Annotated in this window: 11 protein-coding genes; 6 read left to right on the plus strand and 5 right to left on the minus strand. The window is 38.8% G+C overall.

The window, feature by feature from the left end; genetic code table 11:
- The first annotated feature begins 270 nt into the window (after positions 1–270).
- Complete coding sequence (locus LV92_RS07880) at positions 271–1,698, plus strand: GH39 family glycosyl hydrolase (RefSeq protein WP_111623115.1); 1,428 nt, start codon at positions 271–273, stop codon at positions 1,696–1,698.
- A gap of 455 nt (positions 1,699–2,153) precedes the next feature.
- Here LV92_RS07880 and LV92_RS07885 read toward each other — a convergent pair whose 3' ends face one another.
- From LV92_RS07885 to LV92_RS07905, 4 genes are all read right to left on the minus strand, one after another.
- Complete coding sequence (locus LV92_RS07885; protein ID WP_111623116.1) at positions 2,154–3,803, minus strand: Ig-like domain-containing protein; 1,650 nt, start codon at positions 3,801–3,803, stop codon at positions 2,154–2,156.
- A 410-nt stretch (positions 3,804–4,213) separates the two neighbouring features.
- Positions 4,214–7,120 carry a carbohydrate binding domain-containing protein gene (locus LV92_RS07895; RefSeq protein WP_111623118.1) on the minus strand — a complete coding sequence of 969 codons (2,907 nt, stop codon included), beginning with the start codon at positions 7,118–7,120 and terminating at the stop codon, positions 4,214–4,216.
- A 468-nt stretch (positions 7,121–7,588) separates the two neighbouring features.
- A complete protein-coding gene (locus tag LV92_RS07900; RefSeq protein ID WP_111623119.1) occupies positions 7,589–8,041 on the minus strand; it encodes a hypothetical protein in 453 nt (150 codons plus the stop codon).
- Between the two features lie 465 nt (positions 8,042–8,506).
- Positions 8,507–9,430: a Gfo/Idh/MocA family protein gene (locus LV92_RS07905; RefSeq protein WP_111623120.1), complete on the minus strand. Its 924-nt coding sequence runs from the start codon at positions 9,428–9,430 to the stop codon at positions 8,507–8,509.
- 863 nt (positions 9,431–10,293) lie between these two features.
- Between LV92_RS07905 and LV92_RS07910 the strand changes: the two genes are divergently transcribed.
- From LV92_RS07910 to LV92_RS07930, 5 genes are all read left to right on the plus strand, one after another.
- Positions 10,294–11,601: a Gfo/Idh/MocA family protein gene (locus tag LV92_RS07910; RefSeq protein ID WP_111623121.1), complete on the plus strand. Its 1,308-nt coding sequence runs from the start codon at positions 10,294–10,296 to the stop codon at positions 11,599–11,601.
- Between the two features lie 143 nt (positions 11,602–11,744).
- The gene (locus LV92_RS07915; protein ID WP_245946300.1) at positions 11,745–12,524 is read left to right on the plus strand and encodes a 3-keto-disaccharide hydrolase; all 780 of its coding nucleotides are present in this window, start codon (positions 11,745–11,747) and stop codon (positions 12,522–12,524) included.
- A gap of 132 nt (positions 12,525–12,656) precedes the next feature.
- Positions 12,657–13,961 carry a nucleoside permease gene (locus tag LV92_RS07920; protein ID WP_111623122.1) on the plus strand — a complete coding sequence of 435 codons (1,305 nt, stop codon included), beginning with the start codon at positions 12,657–12,659 and terminating at the stop codon, positions 13,959–13,961.
- Between the two features lie 40 nt (positions 13,962–14,001).
- Positions 14,002–14,223: a Gfo/Idh/MocA family oxidoreductase gene (locus tag LV92_RS07925; protein ID WP_211322948.1), complete on the plus strand. Its 222-nt coding sequence runs from the start codon at positions 14,002–14,004 to the stop codon at positions 14,221–14,223.
- A gap of 36 nt (positions 14,224–14,259) precedes the next feature.
- Positions 14,260–15,345, plus strand: a complete 1,086-nt coding sequence (locus LV92_RS07930; protein ID WP_111623123.1) for an amidohydrolase family protein — start codon at positions 14,260–14,262, stop codon at positions 15,343–15,345.
- Between the two features lie 530 nt (positions 15,346–15,875).
- Here the strand turns inward: LV92_RS07930 and LV92_RS07935 are convergent.
- A complete protein-coding gene (locus LV92_RS07935) occupies positions 15,876–17,870 on the minus strand; it encodes a YjhG/YagF family D-xylonate dehydratase (protein WP_111623124.1) in 1,995 nt (664 codons plus the stop codon).
- Between the last annotated feature and the right edge of the window lie 688 nt (positions 17,871–18,558).

Below are 18,558 nucleotides of genomic sequence, written 5' to 3' on the forward strand. Positions count from 1 at the left end.
TTTTTTGTGGCGTAAAGAGGGGGAGTACTACAACCAAATGTTTGTTTCTTAACTTCTAAGATAACTAATATTGGTATTGGTATTTGCTTAATCGATAAAATAATGCTTTGTTTGCTGTACATAAGTTTTCATTGACTATAAAATGGTTGTTAATTACAGTTTTTTAAGGTGCTGCCAATTCAATGCGATTATTAAAAGAAGGTGTATCCAAGTCATTTTCATTACACATCATAATTTAGATATTTTACCGTAATAGCTAACCAAAAACCCATGAAAACAAACAATTGTATTACATCAGCAATTTTTGGTCTTTTTTTATTTTTAGGATTACTATCTGGTAATGCACTGCTGGCTCAAAGCAATGACACGGCAACATTGCCTGAGTTTGTTGTAGACGTATCTAAAACCATGGGTGGTTTCAAGCCCTTGAACGGGGTTAACGGCGGTCCGAGAATTAGATTGGGAAATGCGTTTGATAATAGTGAATATTTCAAAACCTTCGGCCCTCCACATATTCGCCTTCATGATACACGATATTCCGATGAAGAAACGGTTGATATCCATACCATCTTTCCAAACTTTGATGCCGATGAAAATGACCCGGCAAACTATCGTTTTCAAAAGACGGACATTTATATAAAGTCGATCTTGGACCTAGGCGCAAAAGTAATATTTAGATTGGGCGAAAGTATAGAGCACGGGGAACCAAAATTTTACATCCATCCTCCGGCAGATTTTGACAAATGGGCGCGCATTTGTTCCCGAATAGTACAGCATTATAATATGGGCTGGGCCGATGGCTTTCATTGGGATATTCAATATTGGGAAGTTTGGAATGAGCCGGACATCGCAGAGTGCTGGTCAGGAACCCAAGAACAGTATCTTCAATTATATGAAATAACGGCAAAGACCTTAAAAAAACTCAATGCCAACCTAAAAGTTGGAGGGCCAACGCTGGCCTATAACATGGATAGTGAGCTTGGCGAGGCTTTCCTTAAACATTGTAAAAAAACCAATTCCCCTTTAGACTTTGTTTCCTATCACATCTATAGTAAAAGTACGGACGACTTCATGAAAAGAATTGAAATATCCAACGCCGCTATAAGGAAACATGGATTTAAAAATGTGGAAATCAGTCTGTCCGAATGGAATTACGTATCATCCTGGTCTGGTAAAAGCAGAGAGGCATCACGGGATGGATTGGCTCAAACAATGGCCGCCCCTGGGGCAGCGTTTACCGTCGCAGTTTTATCTTATATGCAGGATACAGAACTGGATATGGCACAATACTATTCCGCTTTTGGAACCATATTTCGTTTTGGGCTTTTTGATAAATATGGAGTACCCAAAAAAGCAATTCATGCCTTGGAAGCCTATCATAAAATGGTACAATTGGGCACACGGGTTTCTACTTCAGGAAATAAACAGGAAACAGGTGTTTCTATTATAGCCTCTACCGAATTAGGTGAGGGAAAAACAGCAGTTTTAATAAGCAATTTTGAAGATAATGCTTCGCGCTATAAACTCCAGATAAAGAATGTTCCTTTTAAAAATGAACTGAAGTGTAGCGAATATGTATTGGACGATAATCACAATTTAGACTTGGACCGCGAACAAATATTGAGCAGTAAAGATTTCAGCCTCATAGTAGATCTGCCCAAATCGACGGTTAGATTACTTCTTTTTGAAGCTCTGTAAACCATCAAAAACATATAATCCCTTTTTCTCCAGATTATTATGGCCAACGGATAGCCGAATAGGAGGGAAGGGGTACGCGCTTATACTGTAGTTTGATTCTGTATTAATCGTTAGACAGGCCTGCAGAGGGAGGAGGTTCAAGAATACTTTATTCTAAATAAGGTGAGTTCTATCGATTTTAATAGTTACTGAATTGTTTGAGGTAATGTTGTTCGGTCGAGCCTGCCCGCGTTAGGCCTGCCTACCGGAGGTAGGGTTCGCGGCGGCATCCCCGAAGCACCACAAGGGATATAGCCAAGGGCCCGCCCGAGGTAGGAGGGAACGCCCAAAGAATAGGCCAGGTATTTTGCTTTAGATCGTTGTTATGGTCTGTCCACTAAATAAATTACAAACTCATTAATGCTGCCGGAAAGTAATTAAATCCAAGGTAGGTACTTCCTTTATGCCGCATAGATTTAGTCGAATACAAAATCATTGAACTGAAAATAAATCATTGGATTTGATTGAAATATTGTTTCTTTTTTGTTTGAGTAATTATTAATATTTCTATTCTCCTTTATTATTTCCGTTAGATAATGTCCATAGTTGTCAATGCCCTCGAATTTACTAATTTCAGTCTGCTGTAATTCAAAGGAATTGGATTCATATAAAGTAAAAAACGGGATGTTTTGTAATTGTTCTGGAATTTTAGGAATAACTACTTCGTTTGTCTTTTCACTGTCGAATAAGATTCTCCATTCATAAATATCTTTTTCCTGGTCCTCTTGTAATGAAATTCTACCTATTGAATGCCCTTCGCCAGTTTTATTGAGTATCACCTTATTATTTTGGACAACAGGATTTAAAGTCCAATTTGGAATGGTATATTCCTCCAAAGGAAGTCCCAGTCCTTCTGTGTGAAAATTTTCCATTGAAAGGCGATGACGATATTGGTAAAACGAATCGTTATAGCTATAAATTATGGGTAATGAAAAATTAGTGGTTCCTTGCCCCCATAGGGTGTGGTAAATATTTTTTTGGACATCGTTTTCATTTTCGTAACCATAGACTGTAAGACTGGTTTTTATTTCGGGTTGTTGTTGAAAGTTGGTAAAGGAAATGCTTCCCGAAGTTGAATTGGCGTTAACAAAATTATTTGCCTCCAACTGAAAATCTTCGGCTAAAGGTCTGTCAATAAATAGGTAGTGATAATTCGTGAAACTTTGGTCTAAAAAATAGCTTAAGTAAATTTTATTCGTAGTTAAATCATTCGTTGTTTCAGGAATTAATGTTTGAAATAGCCATTCTTGATCTGTGTTATTTAAGCTTGTTCTGTAATCAATACCAGACCCAACGGGGTGGATATTGTCTTCAAAACCAATGGCAGGCACTAATTCATTTTCAAATACCCTAAAGCGTTCTGGGACCTTTAGATTAATTTCTTGGAGATTATCCTTCGTTAAATTCTGAAAAGTTGTGGCATATGAAAAACTGTTTTCATTCCCGGGATTGAAAGTCATAAAAGTAATCATGAACTCTTTGGTCAAATCAAAATCCTCAGGGGCATATATCTTTATTTGTCTGGTGGAAGCAGTGATAGGTTCTGTTGTTGATTCTAAATAATTGCCGTCCATATCAGAAGCGAAAACATAAACGTTTTCGAAAAATGAATTGAGAAACCCCTCAGGAATATTAATATCCAAAAGATATTCCCTGGTAAAAATGACGATATTTTGTTCCATTGTAGCTTCGTTCCCCGCTTTATCATAAGCAATTATTTTTAAGATTGCGTTAGAATCTAATTTTTTCAGACTAGACGTTGAAGTATAAGATGATAAGTCAATGATTATATCGAAGGGTGATGAAGTATCTACTGCAACTTTTTCATTATTAATATAGACTTCAACTTTACTAATGCCACTTATATCAGTGGCCTCTATCTTAATGTTTATTTTCCCTGACACACGAATGGGGTCGTTGGAAGAAGCTTCGATATCCCTTATGGAAAAACTAAGAGTAGGAGCTGTAGTGTCAATCGTTTCTTTCGATGTTTCTTCTGTATCATTTGTACAAGAAAAACAAACAAAAATCATCAAAAAAAGATATTGAAGACAGGTTCTTTGCATGAAAACGGTTTTAATTATTTTATTATTGAAATTAACGAACTTTATTCTTCGATATTGCTTTATGAAGACCTACCGGACCAAAGACTTTGAAGATAATGGTCAATGGGCTTTTACACCGGGTACAGGTAGACTTGCTTGCGTTAGGGACCGCGGCGGCATCCCCGCAGCAAGGCAAGGGATATAGCCAAGTGCCCGACCGACGTAGGAGGGAACGCCCAAAGGATATAGCCGGAAGGCATATTTAAGGTACCTAGATTACCGTATCTTATAAAATCCAAAAGACAAACACAAGAAAAGAGACCGCCTTTTTATATTCCTTGAAATTTGCACTAGGACCGGCGGTAAAGTTTATTTAAACACAAGCGGGACGCTTGCGCTAGGTCAGGGGGATTTATAAAAAGGTACGTGATTTAATTTTTGTCAAGAGGGTCGCCTTCGCTAATAACGGTTACTTGTACCCGAGCATTGATCTCATTTGGGCCTTTTCCAGCGAAGGAAATTTCATTGCTGCCTTTTGCAAGTGTGGGAATTGAGCCTTCGGGCTTTACTTCTGCGAGTAATTCCCCTTTGGACCCATAGAGCTTACAATCATTGGACGAAAAGAATTCAAGATACATGCCCGATTCCATTCTTACTGGAAAAACAATTGTTTCCCCTTCAATTGTAATCGAAGGATTTTCGACAAATCCTGGAATCATTTGTAATGCCTTGACCGGGCCCAATTCTGTACTAACTTTTTTATTAGCCTGTACATTATTGTACCAGAGTTGCAATCTTTCGATCATTCCGAAGTGAACCGTGTGCCTGTAAGAATCATATACATAAAAATGAGAATCATCTGGCCAGATATAATCGCTGATCTTTGAAGATTCTATCTCCACAAGTTCAAAATATTTCCAACCGGTAAAATCTATTTTGATAAAATGATCTCCGTGGGCACCATGTGAGATGTGTATGGGACTCCTCACACTCAAATTGAGTATTTGACCATTGCCATCTCCTTTTACCCAGACCCCCAACGCTTGATTTTTACTTAGATCTAGCAATGGATCAAAAGTTTTTTCCATATTAATGTATGAACCATCTTGCGGCGCCTCACCACTGTTTTGTGCAGAGAATATGGCTGCTTTTTCCCCCGTTCCTACCTTTTCTTCTGCTGCACTTATTTGACCTGTGATCCCTTCTGCATTTGATTTGTTGATAAAATCGGTTGATTTTGAAAAATCAGTTAAAATAATGCCGGAAGGGTCGTCATAGGATTTTACCGACATTAACGGTTCAATTCTGAGTTTTATCGGCTGGGCTTCAAATTTATTAATTACGGTCCAGCTAGCCGTAGAATGATCTAAGCCCTTAACTTTGTGTTTGTCATAGACAATAGGTTTAAAGTTCCATTCGTCATTTCCTTGCTGGAAAAGTTTATATTCTTTTCCTGGTTGTCGAAGGAGTTCTTTAACCTTTTCTCCAAAGTAATTTTCGTGTCTCAATTTATCATATTGCTTGATAATTTCTGTAGCTTGTTTGAATAGAGGGATTTCTTCTAAAGTTTTTTTATCCACTCCCCCCAATTGTGAAAATCCAGCATTATTACCTATCATTTTGCTACCAAGATATTCAATATCGTCGGAAAAGGTTGGCTCTACCTGAGGTGGCCCCCAAATCTGGTTACCCCACCACCCCAAATGGAGAGGAAGCTGCATTTGTCCCTTATCAACCCCGGCATATTTATCTATTATGGGGGTATGTCCTGGCCATCTACCGTGTTCCCATTCATAAGATACTATTTCATCAGGGAGAAAGAGCCCAGATGCCTTTATAGATGCCAAATGAATATCAATAAAACGCTTATATCCACGGACAGGCCTGTCCCATGCCTGCCAGCGCGAGCGGTAATGCCACCAGTGGTGGGACATAGAACTCATCTCCATACCAACCGGCCGTTCCAGATTTTTCACCACTTCAAAAATAAATTTGGTCCCGTAATACCAGAAGTTTTCTTCCCCTCCAAGTACAGCGCTTCCATCAATGGCATCGAAATACATACCATCAAAACCACAATGATTTACAATTTCTGCATGCCTCTTCGCCATTTCATCAAATAAGGGGGTTTCCGGTCCGGGGACGAATCTTCCGAATCTTTCGCTCAGGTGATAAGTGACTTCATTTAGGCCATGTGATGAGATTTTTGTGCCATTTGCCCCACGTTTGAGTCCGGTGAATTTATAAGGAGCAGATTTAGTAACCCCGGTAAATTCTATCAACTCATCTCCAATTTTTAGGGTTACACTGTTTTCCGTATGAAAACCGGTGACTGTAGATATATTGGTTGTTGGTTCCTTTACGACAATTTCATCAGTTGTCTCATTAATGGGTTCCAAAAGCGAAAAAGTGTTCACATATCCCAGGTCGTTGTTGGGAATAGGAGTCACGTATCGTGAGTTTTTGTCTATAAAAAAGGCGTAAGTATGAAAGATATGCGAAATACCAGCCTTATGTAAAAGTTCATTGATCCGCTTGAACGAATCCCAGCCATCGGGCCACTTTTCCTTGTTCAACTCAAAGGTTCCGAACTCAAAAAAACTACCGCCCCCATGGCTATCGATCTGATTGAAACCCAAATTATGACAGGTCTCAATCCATTCGTCCACTGTTTCTTCGGTAAGTGAGCCAAAGTTCATCAGGTAAGAACCGTACCCTTCCTTTTTCATAAGTGCCCAGGCTCCTCCTGCATCTGAAAAAGGGATATTTTTGGCAGTTGAGATCACATCGCGAATAACAGGAAGTACTTTCTGTTGCGGTAGGCCTAGTAGGGTCACTTCTGCTCCTACAATTCCGAATTTATTATAACATTCTGCCCAAAGATCAGTCTGTAAAGGTGGCAGCTGCCGGACATGCGTGAAAAGGTTCATGGAGAGTGCGCATGCAGCAAAAGGTTCATAAGGTTGGCCTTCGAGCTTTAGGGGAACATTTAAAAAAACGAGGGATTCAATTTCCCCGGAAACTGATGCAACCTTTAAAGTGATGCGATCATTTGAGGTACTGACTAGAATATCGACATCAACACCGGTCTCCCCAAATCCCATCTTAAATTTATCTTTTGCAAATGATAATGAGGTGATATCATGTCTTTGTCCATCAACGAATATATAAGCGCATTTTGACCCTGATTCAGTATCTAGATAATCGTTATGTGTTGCCTTATCAACAAACTCAAGATTCTTCCCGTTAGGTTCTATTACATATTTAAAATGATCGTTTTCCAGTACAATATTTTGAGGGGAACAGCTTGCAAAAGCAAAACTCAATACAATCAGCATAAAACAATATGATCGAAAATTAAAAAAGTAATTGTTTGTCATTGGTTTCTTGGTTATCTAATGTGCAAAATAGTTAATAGTTTTTTTAACTACCAATTTGAGTGGTTGAATTCAAACTTATTTAAAGCATGGGCTTGAGTTGGGTTTGCAAGGGTTTCCAGACCAAAAAAAAACTAAAATCCTCCCTGCTACTGAGAACTCCTCAAGGTTCCCTTTTTTTATGGTGAAAAATTTAAATGCGAGATAAAGTAGTCCGAAAAAGACAATTACCAACTAATTTGAACTCATATATTTACTTTATGAATGTTAGTAGTCTCATAATTGCACCTAACGGTAAATTGTAAGGGTAGTGGCAGATTGCCTGAGTTTTCACTGTCAGACCGGGAACAAGCACGAACGGGCTACGAAACCCCAAAACCAGTACCAATCTTGCCAATACCTATACTTAATGTTAGGTGTATGCATTGGTTAGAAATTAAATCCAGTCCCTAAATTTGCGTAGCTATATTCAGGAACAATAAAGTTAAATCCTCCTCCAATATCTAAAGCAAATTTTCCAAAAACAAAAGTTACCCCAGTTTCCACACATGCTTCTTCCCAAATAGGGTTATAACCTGAACCAATATAACAACGCGTTTTTTTAGAAATAGATTTAACAACACCAGCATTTAAGAATGCATCACCATCCACCGTCTCAAAATCATATGTTGCACTTATATAAAATCCCCAAGATTTACAATATGAATACTTAATGCCATATGGGCTAAATGGTATATGCGAATAATACATCAAAGCATTTTTATATTCAGAACCCACTTTTTCTTTGATTGAGTTATTGCTCGATTTTCCATCATCATTAAATTGGGCAAATGTAAGTGTTGGTATTGTTGCAAATATTAATACAAAAACAATATTTTTCATGATTCAAGTTTTAATAAATTATTAATTGCCATAAGTACCATTTTTTGTCTTTTAGATTACTTGATTGAGGTCTGTTTTACACCTAACAATTAGATATAGTTATTAACTATATATCACTTATAAAAACTACAAGCCAACTAAACAGCACCTAAATACCTTCTAGTGTCCTATAATTCTAAATATTCCAATAAAATTTTCTGTGTTGGGCAGCGGGGGGAGTACTACAACCAGGAGTTTGTTTCTAACCTTCTAAATTAGCAAATATTGGTTCTGGAATTGGCTGAATCGATGAAATACTGATTTGTCCGACAAACGGGCGGAGAAGTTGAAAGTTATAATGTCGAAAGTTTTAAAGTTCACAACTACGGCATACCAGATGAAAAAAGGGTCAGACTTTGAGGTCCCGAATTAGAGGAATGCTCAAATCCGGTAGATTTTGCGTAGTGGGGTACGTGATCCTTAGAATTAGCTATTTAATACTTTGTTCAAGATAGTTTCGCATAACTGATGAGTTTCCCAAATATCCTCTATTGATTCAGGATTATAGCTTCTTTCTTCCAAAACATTAATCCAATCTTCAATCATATTTACAAATCCTCGTTTGTATAAAGTAGATTCCCAATCACCAAACTTCAACGTATTTTCTTCTTCTTTTGTAAAATGGGTGCCAGAATTTAAATTATTGATTACCCATTTATTCCCCACTGAAAACAAATCGATCTTTTCTTCAGTAATACCACTAATTCTATTCATTCCTCCAAGTAGTAGCGTTTCCCCTTGTTGCCATTGGACCTGAATATTCTCTAGCTTTTCGTCTTTAACTCTAGAAACAACATTTATATTCCGAATTGCCCCTTTACCTAAAAAACGAAGACTATCAATTACATGGATGAAATCATCAAAAATAAAAATTCGCGGATTACCTGCGAGGTCAACCCGATTCTTTTGCCACGATATTTGAATAGGGTTTGGTACTTCTGATAATGATTTTATTAGAGGAGCAAACCTTCTGTTAAATCCTAGATACAAGGGTACTTTATTTTTAGAGGCTATATCCAATATCCTTTCGGATTCTTCCAGTGAATAGCTCAAGGGCTTGTCTACAAAAACTGGAATTTTAGCTTCCAACAATTTTGGTATAATAAGTACGTGACTTTCAGTTGAACTGTGAACCATTGCTGCATCTGGTTTTGAGAGTATTAGTTCATCTAAACTTGAGCAGGTTTTATGTATTCTATATTCATTAGAAAGTTTGTTTAAAGTATAATTATTTCTTGTACAAAGAATTGGATCTACTTTTGAATGATTTGCTAAAATTGGTAAATAGGCCTTTTGAGCAATCCTCCCTAATCCAATTAATGCGATTTTAATTTTGGGCTTATTTGACATATAATGAATCTAAGGAATTTAAATTGGATTATACATTAGCGGTGGTATTTGGTTTAATTATTTTGGATAAAGTATTCGAATATGAATCCTGGTAGTTAGCGTGTTGTTTGACTATTTGGGCAAAAGAAAGTTGGAGCGTGTCGGTGCCGACCCTTTAAACTGACCCATCTTAGTGGACCATGGTAGCAAAAACAGGCTTGAAATTAAGAATGTAAATAAATATACCTTAATTAATGTATTATTAATAGTTGTACGCTACCTAATTTCATTTCGCTTTGGACCAAGCAAGTTTGATTGTTTGGCAAAACCAATGCAAACGCAGTTACTGGTACAGCCAAATATTCTATCTTTAGTAAAAGTAAACCAATAAATACTAAAATGTTCAAGGAGAAGATAATCTTCATCCGAGCCGTCTAAATATTTTATTTCGATAACTTATTGGTCATCAACTTGTTCACTATAAATTATTATATTTGGTTAGTAGCAGACTTACAAAGAAATGGCATATACCAAAAAGTTGAACCAAAGTTATATCTATTCTGGCCTTAACCTATACAGAAAGATTAGGTCTGGAATAACAATGACACCCTTAACGGAACATAAGCTGAACGACTGAGGAATTTGGCTTTTGAGAGATTGCGCTTATTTGATATTAATCGTTGGAAAATCGGTTATGTAAAAACCAGGTAGGACCAAGAAAATTTACTATTAAGATGCTGTTTCCGGTCAATGGAAGCTGTTGGCCCATGGAGCGCTTGCTAATTTTAATTAATACTGGGATTATTGCTGGCCTGTTCCCCCCGGTACAAAATGAATATTAATGATATAATTAACCAGAATCTGGGCTATTTAAATTAAAAATTATGACTAAAAAAGGTATTGTTTCATTAGACGGCTCTGACCGAAGATCCTTCATAAAAAAGGCGGGGGCGGCTACACTTTTCAGTGCAGCGACCCTAAACGCTGGTTTTGCAAATCCATTCCTTACGCAGAATAAAGTATTGAAGGTTGGCCTGATAGGTTGTGGTGGTAGAGGTACGGGTGCGGCCGCACAGGCACTAAGTGCAGACCCTGATACAGTGCTGCATGCTATGGCCGATATTTTTGAGGATAGATTGACCAGTTCTTTGGAATTGTTGAAGAAAGAACATGGGCAACGAGCAGATGTAAAAAAAGAAATGCAATTTGTTGGTTTTGACGCTTATCAGAAATTAATTGATTCCGGTGTAGATGTTGTGCTTTTGGCCGAGCCTCCAGGATTTAGGCCAAAACACTTTAGCGCGGCCATAGACGCTGGTAAACATGTGTTCTATGAAAAACCCGTTGCCGTGGATGCGCCTGGGATACGTAAAGTCTTGGGAGCTGCAAAAAGAGCCAAAGAAAAGAACCTTTCCATAGTTTCTGGCCTCTGTTTTAGATATGATTTACCAAAACAGGCCCTTTTTGGAAAAGTATTGGGTGGAGATATAGGGGAAATAAAATCCATTTCCTCCGTTAGAAATGGGGGTGAACTTTGGCACAAAGATCGCCAATCTGATTGGAACGATATGCAATATAAAATGCGCAACTGGTATTATTACAATTGGCTGAGCGGGGATTTTATTGTAGAAATGTTCGTACATAGTACAGACATGATTTCCTGGGCCATGGGAGAAAGAATGCCATTGAGTGCGACCGGGGTAGGTGGTAGGCAGTGGCGTACGGATAAAAAGTACGGCAATATTTATGACCACTTTGCAGTAGAATTTGATTATGGGGGTGGTTTAAAAGGAAATGTTTCCACAAGGCAACTGAGTGGAGGTTCGTCCAGAAACTCTGTAGAAGTCGCCGGTACACTTGGAAATGCATATTATCAGGGAAATAGGCACGAGATTTGGGGCAAAAATGAATGGAAGTATGAAGGGGAGTCAAACGACATGTACCAAAGTGAGCACGACGGATTGTTTAAATCCATTCGTATGGGAAGTGCTATAAACGATGGGGAAATGGCCGCCAATAGTACCTTGATGGCTATAATGGCTAGGGATGCTGCTTATTCCGGACAAACGATCAGTTGGGAAGAGGCAATGAACTCCAACGTATCCCTTGGTCCCGAGAACGATGAGTACAGTTGGGATTTAAAATATGATGGTCCAGGAATAGCGGTTCCGGGCATCACCAAAATGGTCTAATTATAGATTTAGCAATTTAGAGGTGAAGAGTCCTCAAAATTGCTATTTTTATGGGAATACTTTATTCTGTTGTAACGTAAAACTACGTTCGGTAATCTGTTAAATAGCCATTTTATTTTGATAAATAATTGAACCATAAAAACATGAAGAAAATTTCGATTAATAGAAAATTTGCCCTTTTATCGGTATTGTTAATTATAATGATTGCTTACCAGGCCGAGGCGCAGAACGAAGCATTTGAATTTGAATTTGGCGAGGAGGATACCTGGGAGAATTTGATTTCTGGGAAGTCGGGAGAAGAATCTACCATTAAATGGATCAATGTGAATACTGTTAAAGAGGGTTGGACCGTGGGTGCAGATGGGGTATTGGTAAACTTGGGCCATCCAATTGGGGTAGTAAGATCGGAGAAACAATATGAAAACTTTATCCTTCATGTAGAATGGCGACATATGGAAGCAGGTGGCAATTCTGGAATATTTGCATGGAGCGGTGCCGATCCAAAGGGGAAATCCCCATTGCCGGACGGTGTGGAAATCCAGATGTTGGAATTGGACTGGGTAAACATAAATGCAAAAGATGGCGTTCAGCAACCCATAGCCTATGTTCATGGGGAAGTTTGGGGTGTAGGGGGAGTAGTGACCCTACCAGATAATCCACGGGGGGAAAGAAGTAAGTCCGTAGAGAATAGATGTAAGGGAAAGGGAGAATGGAATACCTATGACGTAGTATGTGTAGATGGGGTCATTAAACTTTCTGTTAACGGTAAATTTGTGAATGGTATTTCTAAATCCACTCAAAAGAAAGGTTATTTCTGTCTCGAATCTGAAGGTGCGGAGATTCATTTCAGGAATTTAAAAGTAATAGAATTGCCGCCAGGGGTAACTAGTGCTGAGCAGATAGCTCCTTTGCTAAATAAATAGTTGGGAATCCTATGGATGAGTAACAACAAGTCTGATTCTAAAAGGTGAGGTTTTCCGTTGTTTCCAAAGTATATTCAGTTTTACCCCATAGAATTCATTGCATAAAATAATATAACCAACCAACTCACCTCCATGAAAAACTCAGTAAGATTACGTTTATCCGTTCTAATGCTATTGGAGTATTTTATATGGGGAGCGTGGTATGTTACCATGGGTACCTATCTGATGTCCTCATTGGAGGTAAATGCAACACAAGTGGGGGCAGCATATGCAAACCTTTCTATAGCTGCCATTATCTCTCCTTTTTTCGTTGGTCTGGTTGCTGACCGATTTTTCTCCGCACAAAAGGTATTGGGAACATTACATTTAATGGGTGCTGCCACCTTATATTATATAAGTACCGTTGAGCATTTTCAAAAATTTTGGTGGTTGATTTTACTATACACATTGTTGTATATGCCTACGATGTCCTTGGTTAACTCCATTTCCTTTTCACAAATGGAGGATCCCGACAAGGAATTTCCACGGATTAGGGTTTTAGGAACCTTGGGCTGGATAGCAGCGGGACTTTTAATAGGGTTTATGGATTTGGAGACTTCTTATATGACCTTCCGCATTGCGGCATATTGTTCTTTGTTGCTTGGTATTTTAAGCTTCTTCTTGCCAAGTACCCCGCCTACCGGTAAAAGCGCAAGCATTTCTGCCATATTGGGACTAGATGCCTTGGTTTTATTTAAGAAAAGGTCATTTGTTGTTTTTTTTGTCAGCTCTATTCTAGTTTGTATCCCATTAGCTTTTTATTACAACTTTGCCAATCCTTTTCTGAATGACATCGGGATGGAAAATGCTGCCGCTAAAATGACTTTGGGGCAGGTTTCCGAACTTTTATTCATGTTATTGATGCCCCTTGCTTTTAGAAGGCTCGGAATTAAAAAAATGATGCTGATAGGTATTTTTGCTTGGGTAGTACGTTATCTTTTATTTGCTTATGGGGATATAGGTCCAGGAATTTGGATGTTATATTTTGGAATTATATTACATGGTGTATGTTATGATTTCTTTTTTGTTTCCGGTCAGATCTATATTGATAAGAAGTCCAAACCCTCCTTTCGAAATTCCGCCCAGGGGCTTATTACTTTTGCAACTTATGGGGTGGGAATGTTTATTGGCTCATTTGTTTCAGGAGCAGTAACCGATAATTTTCTCGTCGACATTAATGGCATATTGAGCTACCAATGGGAATCCATTTGGCTGGTTCCAGCAATAATTGCTTTATTGGTGGGTTTGTTATTCATGTTTTTCTTCAGGGAAAAACTTGTAGGAACCTTAAAAGTAGACAATAAGATGCCGCACATTTTACCTAATACAGACAATAGGGGTCAAAAGGATTTGGTGGGCGGTTTGACAGATAGCGCTGACCTAAAAACAGAAAGATAATTCCCTAAAATAAGTACTGGTAAAATTTAATATTAATATTATGGTCAATAAAAGCAATCCGGTGCGTGTTCTGGTAGTGGGGTTTGGAAATATGGGTGCATCCCTTGTAACGGCTTATCACAATTTAAAGGAATTTAAAATCTGCGGTTTGGTTTCAACTGGCAAAAGTAAAGAGGTTCTGAACAATAAGCTGGGAGGTTCTTATCCTTTGTTCAACAATTTTAAAGCAGCTTTGAAAACTACTAATCCGGATGCCAATTAATACCAATATCAGATAAAAACTATAAAAATTAAACAGATGAAAAAACCATGGATTGCCTTATTAGTACTATTAACGATTTCTTGTGTGGAAAAGAATGAATATTATACTTTGGACGATTTTGACAAGGTAGATAAAATTGATACCCACATTCATGTTTTTGCTGATCGGAACAGTTTTGTAAATCAAGCAAAAAAAGACAATTTTCGTTTGCTGAATATTATGGTCGACCTTTCAAAAGGCGAAGAACTTATTAAAGAACAATATGATTATTGTTTAGCTCAAAAGAAAGGGCATCCTGAGGATTATGAGTTCGCTACCTCCTTTTCCATAGAGGATTGGGATAACCCAGACTTCACAAAGAATACCATTGCCTGGTTGGACAAGAGTTTTGAAGAAGGGGCCATAGCTGTAAAGGTCTGGAAGAATATTGGCATGGTTTTTCGTGATAAGGATAACGAGCTAATAATGGTCGACAATCCCAAGCTGGATACGATATTCGATTATTTAGCCAGTAAAAAGATCCCATTGGTAGGTCATTTGGGAGAACCAAAAAACTGTTGGCTTCCGCTAGATGAAATGACAACCAATAACGATCGGAAATATTTTTCGGAACATCCACAGTACCATATGTACCAACATCCGGAACTACCTTCTTATGAAGAACAGATCGCCGCTCGGGATCGTATGCTGGAAAAACACCCCGATCTTGTGTTTATTGGGGCACACATGGGGAGTCTAGAGTGGAGCGTGGATGAATTGGCGAAACGGTTGGACAAGTTTCCCAATATGTCCGTAGACCTCGCTGCCAGAATGGGGCAAGTTTTTTATCAAACTGTAGAAAATAGGGAAAAGGTGCGTGCCTTTTTTATTAAGTACCAAGATCGGCTCCTCTATGCAACCGATTTGGCCGATGAAGACAAGGAAAATGCCCTAGAAATGCAGAAGGAGATGCATAAAATGTGGCTTACGGATTGGCGATTTTTAGTTACCGATGAGCTTATGGCCAGTGATCTGGTAAATGAAGAGTTTAGGGGATTAAAACTCCCTAAGGAAGCAGTGGATAAAATTTATTTCCAAAATGCAAAAAAATGGCTTAAGATGTTTCCATCAAATGGAATTTGATATTTTGAACAGTACGGTGATCCACTTTAAAAGAAGAAAATTTCTAATATCATCGATTCAATAAAATTTTCTGAGTTGGGCAGCGGGGGGAGTACTACAACCAAGGTTTTGTTTCACTCCTTCTAAAGTAGGAAGTATTGGTTTTGGAATCGGGTGAATCGATGAAATACAAGTATGTCCGACAAACGGGCAGTGGAGTTATAATGTTTAAGGTTCAAGGTTCAAAGAAGTAAGTTTGAAGGTTATAATGTTGAAAGTTATAAAGTTCGTATTTAGGGTTTACCAGATGAAAAAGAGGCCAGATTTTGAGGTCTGGAAATAGAGGAGTGCTCAAATCCGGGAGACTTTTCGTAAGGGAGTTGAACTCGTGACCTCTTTGTACATGTCTTTCCTACTTATTAGGAAATAAAACATTTCCAAATAATATTACAACCCTTTTTATCTTTTATAACAAAACGAGTTACCATATGTCGCCGTCCCTGCGGGGTAGGAGCAGATATGCGTCCATAAGTTTTGTTATGTGCTTGTTTTTATTTTAAAGCATCAACACCTGCCTTCACAATCTTCAAAATCCGATCGGCATCCTGTACACATCCCTCCCATATACCGCTCTGCGTAGCTGCCCAAATTTTAATATCATTGGGCAATTCTGGATGTGGTCGAAGTGCTGGATGGGGTGATCTGCTTGAAAACAATTGTGCTATTTCGGCTTCACTTAGTTCGGCATCGGGATCGCTGTGAGAGGCTATTAGATTTATGCTTCCACTTAGATTATCGCAATCAATTTTAATTTCAATGACATCTCCATCTTGCATCTTACCAATAGGTCCACCTACAAGAGCCTCTGGACCAACATGTCCTATACATGCCCCTGTGGAAACGCCAGAAAAACGTCCGTCGGTAATCAGGGCTATCTCTTTGCCAAAGGATAACTGTTTTAAAGCGCCCGTGATTTGGAAGGTTTCCTCCATTCCGGTGCCACTTGGGCCTGTCCCCATTAATATTATAATATGACCTGGCTTTACCTCTCCATGATTAATTGCCTTAATGGCATTTGCTTCAGAGACAAATACTTTAGCAACTCCTTTTTTATAGTATATGCCGTTGTCGTCGATCATTTCTGGAGCGATTGCACCGCTTTTGATCAGCGCTCCTTCAGGTGCCAAATTTCCGGTGGGGAAAGTCAAGGTGCTTTTCATGTTGGCTTTCTTCGCCGCTTCCGGAGATAGTATCACTTTATCAGGATGTGCATCAGGATTAAATGTCTGGAGGTTAAAGCGTACTTGCTGACGCCTATTTCTTTTATTCTCTGCTTCCCAAGAGAACATTTTGCCGCCCTGCTCCCAGACATCCAAATTTTCGCCCAATGTTCTGCCTGTAACGGTGAGGCAGTCTTCTTTGAGTAGCCCTAATTTTCGCAAATGTAACATTACCTCTGGTACTCCTCCGGCAGCATATACGTGTGCTGTGGAATACTTCCCCGCGGGGAGGACATTGACCAATCGGGGCGTTTTTCGGTTAATATTCTCCCATTCTTCTCGAGTAGGTATGGGTAGTCCCGCTGCATGGGCTATAGCAGGGATATGTAGTAAGAGGTTGGTAGATCCGCCAAAAGCTGCATGTACTACCATAGCATTGTACACGGCATCTTGAGTGAGGATCTGACTAGTATGTATATTGTTTTTTGCCAGATTTACCAGAGCAATGGCTGAATCTTTAGCAAGGGCATACCAAATCTTCCCTCCAGAGGGGGCTAGTGCCGAATGTGGCAATGCCATTCCCAATGCTTCCGCTACCACTTGGGAGGTGGCTGCCGTTCCCAAAAAATGACAACCTCCACCTGGTGTCCCACATGAAGCACATCCATGGGATTGTGCCTCTTGCAATGATATTTCTTTATGGGAAACAAGCGATGGTAAAGACTGTACCGAACCCAAATCTTTGATTCCTTTGGCGATCAATGTCACTCCGCCCGGCATGATAATCGTTGGTAGATTGGATTCATTCGCCAATGACATCATCATGGCAGGTAGGCCTTTGTCACAAGTAGCGATCCCCATTACGCCTTTGCGATTGGGCAAAGAGCGTCTTAAATCTCCTAAAACTGTGGCGGCATGATTGCGATAGGCCAATGAATTCATCATGCCTGTAGTGCCTTGGGTACGTCCATCACAAGGATCGGATACGGATACATAATAGGGTTTGGTAAAGAGGTTTTTGAAAGCATTTGCTGCAACTTTTGCGGCATCCCCCAATTCGAAATGTCCTGAGTGCATGCCCAGTGCCAGGGTCTCTTCACCGTTCTTTAATCCTCCCGCAGTACTCATTATAAGGAATTCTGATTGATTTACATCTCCAGGATTCCACTTCATCCCCGCATCCTGTATTTTGCCAAAAATGTCACCACTGGGCTTGTTTTCATAGTCTTCCCGTGATATCGGTAGTAGCCCTTTTCTTGGGGTAACTTCTAAAGGGAAATAAAACGGACTGTTCTCTTGGAAGTGCTCTTTATCGTTATTGCTCATATATATTTAAAATCGTGATACGAAGGTCTTAAGTTAGTCTATACTATTAAAAGGATAAAAATATTTTTCCAAAGGATATGTTCTTTTTATTTTAAACTGCATCACATTTACCTACGCCAAAAGTGAGGGATAGCTTAAGCAACAGGAATAAGGAGCTTAGGAGGTGAGCGATTATCTGTCAAGAACGATTTACTGTATTGTTAATTGCACATAGCGTGTTAGTATATGGTTAGATGGGTGTTTTAAGCACTTAAATTAGCAAATAAAAACCGAACCTGCCAGCCAGTAGACCGATAGAAAATCTGTCCTCCCACGCTTTTGGCCGTAGGAGGATTTTCGTAAGTACGTTAGAACTAGCAACCCACCAGTCCGCCCGTGCTGGCAAGGACGGGAACGACTCTGTCGGGCCGGTTAAATATACACATTGTTGTCCACTAGCTTTTATTATATTTGTTTAAATAGGTCATCATATTTATTTGCGGAATTTAGTTTTAATTACTTCTTAAATGAATTCCACAAAATTTTAAAAGAAGTGAAATGTTGTTTGCGAAAGTATTTTGCATTAAGAGAAGAGTTAAATAATAAATTCCTTCAGCTAGAATATTTTTTTGGTATCTATATGTATTGTTTAATTGGCATATAAAGGTATGTTTCCTGATTTATTCGTCTTTTATAAAAAAGGTGTCTG

Origin of the sequence: Arenibacter echinorum, assembly GCF_003259375.1 — a bacterium.
GTDB classification, from domain to species: domain Bacteria; phylum Bacteroidota; class Bacteroidia; order Flavobacteriales; family Flavobacteriaceae; genus Arenibacter; species Arenibacter echinorum.